This window comes from Marinobacter sp. (assembly GCF_014859525.1).
In the GTDB taxonomy this organism is placed as follows: domain Bacteria; phylum Pseudomonadota; class Gammaproteobacteria; order Pseudomonadales; family Oleiphilaceae; genus Marinobacter.
Genome location: NZ_JACUUB010000110.1, coordinates 1 through 5978, shown reverse-complemented (window position 1 = coordinate 5978; position 5978 = coordinate 1). Strand labels below are relative to the sequence as shown.

The window sequence follows — 5978 nt, the reverse complement described above, 5'->3', positions numbered from 1 at the left end:
TCGTTCGGGACGAAGGGGTCGCAGGTTCGAATCCTGCCACGCCGACCACTATCCCGCTTTTTTCTTGCCAATAGTCTTCTGTTCTTTCGCTATCCTCCTGACCAGACAGAATTTCTGTATCCTTGATAAGTCTGCTAATGTTCTGCCGTAAGACTGTCGCGGAGGGATACATTGAACAAGGCAACGGAATTCAAATCCGGCAACTTTTCGTTTTTGTCAGAGCACGATTCTTTATTCGTGGAACTGGCCGAATCCGCCGAACGTGCCTTCGCCAGTGACCCCAACACCACCCTGATCAAACTCCGCCAGCTCGGCGAAGCCCTGGCCCAGCACCTGGCCGCGCTCTCCGGCATCGAGTTTGATGAGCAAACCAGCCAGTCCGAACTGCTGTACCGCCTGAACCGGGAATTGCGACTGGAGCCGCAGATCAAAGAGCTGTTCCACATTCTGCGCGTCGAGGGCAACAAAGCCACTCACCAGTTCCGTACCCAACACAAAGAAGCCATGGACGGCCTGAAAGTGGCGCGGGCCCTGGCCATCTGGTTTCACCGCTCCTTCGGTAAAGCCGGTGCCGGCTTCAAACCAGGCCCCTTTGTACCGCCCGCCGACCCCAGCGCCCAGTTACGCCAGCTTCAGGGCGATATCGAAAAACTGCGGCACGATCTGCAACACGCCAATATGGCGCTGGACAGCAGCCAGCAGCTCAGCCAGCTGATTGAGAAAGAAAAAACCGAATACGAAGCCTTGGCGCTCGCCATGGATGAAGAATCCCGCGCTTTGGCGGAACAGGCCCGCCAGCACGAACAGGCCCTGAGCCAACAGCAGCAGGCCTACGAGCAGAAGATCAAAGCCCTGCAACAGCAGCTTACGGAGCAGGGCGAACAAACTGTTAACCAGCAGCGCCAGCAGGTAGCCAAGAGAGCAAAGGCCGCCACCGACACGCTGGTCCTGAACGAAGAACTCACCCGCATTCTCATCGACCAGCAACTGCAGGAAGCCGGTTGGGAAGCGGACAGCCAGGACATCACCTTCCAGAAAGGCGCCCGCCCGGAGAAAGGCACCTATCGCGCGATTGCCGAATGGCCCACCAACCACAATGGCGAGAAGGGCCGGGCCGATTACGTGCTGTTTGCCGGGCTTACGCCCATCGCCGTAGTCGAAGCCAAGAAAGAGAACACCAACGTGGCCGGCAAAATCCGCCAGGCCGAACGCTACAGCAAAGGCTTCAAGGTAGACGCACCGTTAGTCGGCGCCTGGGAACTGATGGGCCGTACCATCGCCTGGCCTGCCGATGAAAGCGGCCATTACCACGTGCCCTTTGTGTATTCCTGCAACGGCCGGCCCTATGTGCCGCAACTGGCGGAACAGTCCGGCACCTGGTTCCGGGATGTGCGCGAGCCCAGCAACCTGCGCCGCGCACTGCCGCAGTTCCACACCCCCATCGGGCTGCTGGATTTGTTGGAACGGGATAAGGAAAACGCCGAGAAGCTGTTAAAGGAAGAGCCTTTCGGCTACCTGAAACTACGGGACTATCAACAGAACGCCATTGTCGCCACCGAACACGCCCTGGCCCGTGGCGTACGAACAGCCCTGCTGGCCATGGCCACCGGCACCGGTAAAACCCGAACCATCATCGGCTTGATGTACCGCTTCCTGAAAGCCGAGCGGTTCCACCGCATCCTGTTTCTGGTAGACCGCACCGCACTAGGCCAGCAAGCCATCGACGCCTTCAACGAAGCACCACTGGAACAGAACCACACCCTCAGCAAGATCTATAACGTGGCCGAGCTGGGCGATATGGCCGCCGAAGCGGAAACCCGCATCCAGGTGGCCACGGTACAGGCCATGGTCAAACGCATCTTTATGAGCGACAACCCGCCGCCCATCGACCAGTTCGACTGCATCATCATCGACGAAGCCCACCGGGGCTACACCCTGGACCAGGAAATGACCGAAGGCGAACTGGCCCTGCGGGACACCAGCCAGTACCTGTCCAGCTACCGCCGGGTGCTGGATTACTTCGATGCGGTCAAAATCGGCCTCACCGCCACCCCAGCCAAGCACACCAGCGAGATTTTCGGCAAACCGGTGTACACCTACTCCTACCGGGAAGCCGTGGCGGATGACTGGCTGATCGACCACGAACCGCCCATCCGCTACGAAACCCTGCTCACCCAGAACGGCATTACCTTTGAGAAGGGCAAACCAGTCGAAGTCATCAACCGCCAGACCGGAGAAGTGGACACCACAGAGCTGGAAGACGAACTCAACTTCGAAGTGGATGCCTTCAACCGCCGCGTGATCAACGAGAACTTCAACCGGGTCATCTGCGAACAGCTGGTACAGGAGCTGGACCCGTTCGGCGACGAGAAAACCATGATCTTCTGCGCCACCGATCTGCACGCGGATATGGTGAAAAGCCAGCTCGATAAAGCCTTCAAGGATTTGTACAACGGCCGCTACAACGAAGCCGCGGTCGCCAAGATCACCGGCCAGAGCGACAAGGTGGATCAGCTCATCCGCCGCTACAAGAACGAACGTTACCCCAACATTGCCATCACCGTAGACCTGCTGACCACCGGCATCGACGTGCCGCGCATCTGCAACCTGGTGTTCATGCGCCGGATACGTTCACGCATCCTGTACGAACAGATGATCGGCCGCGCCACCCGCCGCTGTGATGAGATCGGCAAGACCGTGTTCCGCATCTATGACCCGGTGGACATCTACGCCGCGCTGCAAGATGTGAACACCATGAAGCCCCTGGTGAAAGACCCCAACATCACCCTGGAACAACTGGTGGGCGAACTCACCGACGACGAACAGCTGGAAAAAGCCCTCAACAGCCCCAGCGAACAGCCGGATGAAAGCCAGGCCGATGTGGTGCTCAGCCAGCTCAGCCAGAAACTCATGCGAGTGCTGCGCAAGGCCGACAACAAAGCCGAAAACCGCCCGGCACTGAAACAGAAACTGGACGAACTGCACCAGAGCTGGGGTGTGGAACCCAAATCCCTGCATACCCACCTGCATCAGCTCGGCCCGCGCCAGGCCTCGGAATTCCTCAAGCAGCACAGTAGCCTGATTTATCAACTATCAGAGGTGAAACATCTGGTTGGCAGCGAATCCATGCCGCTGATCTCCGACCACGATGATGAGCTACGTTACCGAGGCCAGAACTACGGCCAGTACGACAAGCCCGAAGATTACCTGGACGAATTCAATCGATTCATCAAAGACCAACTCAACCAGTCTGCCGCCCTGGCCGTGGTGGTCAACAAACCCCGGAATCTCACCCGGGAACAACTACGGGAAGTCAAACTGCTGCTGGACAACCACGGCTACTCCGAAGCCCGCCTGCAAAGCGCCGTGCGCAACCAGACCAACAAAGACATCGCCGCCAGCATCATCGGCTACATCCGCCGCGCCGCCCTGGGCGAGGCCTTGATTCCGTTCGAACAGCGCGTGGCCGAAGCCATGGACCGCATCTACACCCAGCACAGCTGGACCCCGAACCAGCGGAAATGGTTGGAGCGGCTGGCCAAGCAGCTGGTGCATGAAGTCATCATCGACCGGGAGTTTGTGAACCATCGCTTTGCCGATGACGGCGGGGCCAAGCAGATGGACAAGGTGCTGGGGCAACAGCTGGATACGGTGCTGGAGGAACTGAACGAGGCGATGTGGCCGGAGCGGAGTGCCTGAGCTGGGTGCCGGAATAGAGCAGCTCATACGCACCATGTTTATCGCATCGACACAGGCTCAATCTATGTCGATTTTTGTTGGATTTTTCGATATAGATCATTGCTATGTTTACCGCATGAACATAGACTGCTCAAAATGCTCATCTATGTCGAAATTTTGAAGGAATTTGAACATGGCCTGGCGACCGGATCAGCCCTATGACCAATTACCGCCTCTGCCGCCTGCCAAAGAAGCGACGGAGACTCTCGGTATCCTCAAAGCCTGCATTCCCGCCCGGGCGGCACTGGCTGAACTTAAGCAAGCTGGAGAGCTGATTCCAAATCAATCGCTGCTTATAAACCTGCTGCCGCTACTGGAAGCCAAAGACAGTTCCGAGATCGAGAACATCGTCACCACCACCGACAAGCTGTTTCAGTATTCGCAGGAAGATCAAGGGGCCGACCCAGCCACGAAGGAGGCTCTCCGATACCGGACAGCACTATACGAGGGCTTCGTACATCTTCAGCAAAAGCCATTGTGCTCCAGTACCGCTATTGAAGTGTGCAGCACCCTGAAGGGCGTAGATATGAATGTCCACAAAGTGCCCGGAACCATTATCGGCAATCAGGCAACCGGTGAAACCATCTACACCCCTCCTGTTGGCGAGACGGTTATTCGCAACCTGCTCACCAATTGGGAAAACTATCTGCATTCAGACGATGATACGGATCCTCTGATCAAAATGGCTATCAGCCATTACCAGTTCGAGGCCATCCACCCCTTCCACGACGGTAATGGCCGAACCGGGCGTATCGTCAATGTGCTGTACCTGATCGAACAACAACTACTCACCCTGCCCATTCTTTACCTGAGTCGCTACATTGTTCTGCACAAGAACGATTACTACCGGCTGCTGACCCAGGTTACCCGCACCGGAGAGTGGCAGGAGTGGATTATCTTTATGCTCAACGGCGTGGAACAGGTATCCTCCTGGACCTGCGCGAAGATCGCCGCCATGCGCAAGCTGATAACCGACACAGAAGACCATGTCAGGCAGGCACTGCCCAAGATATACAGCCACGAACTGGTGCAGACCATTTTTGAGCAGCCCTATTGCCGCATCAGCAACCTGGTCGAAAAAGACATCGCCAAACGGCAGACAGCCTCCAGTTACCTGAAACAACTGGTTGAGATTGGCGTACTGCAGGAGAAAACTGCCGGCAACGAAAAGCTTTTCCTCAACCCGCGTTTGCTGCGCCTGATGACCAGCGATAGCAACGAGCTTCAGCCTTACCACTGAATTCTTCAGCACTGAGAGCACCATGACCAACAACGACATCGTCCAGAAACTCTGGAACCTCTGCGACGTTCTGCGGGACGACGGCATCAACTACTCGGACTACGTCACCGAACTGGTGCTGCTGCTGTTCATCAAGATGGTCCACGAGAACACCGAAGCCGGCACCCTGAAAAAGCACCCGCTGCCAGAAGGCTGCCGCTGGAGTGACCTGAACGGCAAATCCGGTATCAACCTGCTGAACGACTACAAACGCATCCTGCTCAGCCTGTCCACGGGCAAAGACGGCGACGGCACGCTGGTACACGACGACCCGCTGATCAGCGCCATCTACGCTGACGCCCAGACCCGCCTGCGGGAACCGCGCCACCTGGAACAGATGATCAAAACCCTGGACCAGATCGACTGGTTCAGCGCCCAGAAAGACGGCCTGGGCGATCTGTACGAAGGCCTGCTGGAGAAGAACGCCAACGAAACCAAATCCGGCGCCGGCCAGTACTTTACGCCCCGCGCCCTGATCAACACCATGGTGAACTGCCTGAAACCACAGCCCGGTGAGCGTATCCAGGACCCGGCCGCGGGTACGGCGGGCTTTCTGATTGCCGCCCACGAATACATCAAAAGCCAGACCGACGACCTGTACGACCTGACCACCGAGCAGAAAGCCTTCCAGACCACCCAGGCGTACGTGGGCATCGAGTTAGTACCGGGCACCCGACGCCTGGCCCTGATGAACTGCCTGCTGCACGGCATGGAAGGGGGTGCCGAAGGCGTGGTGCACCTGGGCAACGCCCTGGGCCAGACCGGCGCCGGGCTGGCAAAGGCCGATGTGATCCTCGCCAACCCGCCCTTTGGCACCAGCAAAGGCGGCGATGCCAGCATCACCCGGGACGACCTGACCTACAGAACCAGCAACAAACAACTGGCCTTTTTGCAGCACATCTACCGCAACCTCAAACCCGGTGGCCGCGCCGCCGTGGTACTGCCAGACAACGTACTGTTC

The 5978-nt window shown here is 57.8% G+C and carries 3 protein-coding genes; all 3 read left to right on the top strand.

The window, feature by feature from the left end; all coding sequences use genetic code 11:
• Positions 1 to 171 precede the first annotated feature (171 nt).
• Positions 172 to 3699 carry a type I restriction-modification system endonuclease gene (hsdR, locus tag IBX51_RS13965; protein WP_291831906.1) on the top strand — a complete coding sequence of 1176 codons (3528 nt, stop codon included), beginning with the start codon at positions 172 to 174 and terminating at the stop codon, positions 3697 to 3699.
• A 172-nt stretch (positions 3700 to 3871) separates the two neighbouring features.
• Complete coding sequence (fic, locus tag IBX51_RS13960; RefSeq protein ID WP_291831905.1) at positions 3872 to 4978, top strand: protein adenylyltransferase Fic; 1107 nt, start codon at positions 3872 to 3874, stop codon at positions 4976 to 4978.
• A gap of 22 nt (positions 4979 to 5000) precedes the next feature.
• The coding region (locus IBX51_RS13955) for a class I SAM-dependent DNA methyltransferase (RefSeq protein WP_291831904.1) at positions 5001 to 5978 on the top strand (978 nt) is incomplete at its 3' end.

Excerpts from the sequence above, each read along its gene's own strand:
- fic (WP_291831905.1), top strand. The coding sequence starts at position 3,872 with ATGGCCTGGCGACCGGATCAGCCCTATGACCAATTACCGCCTCTGCCG.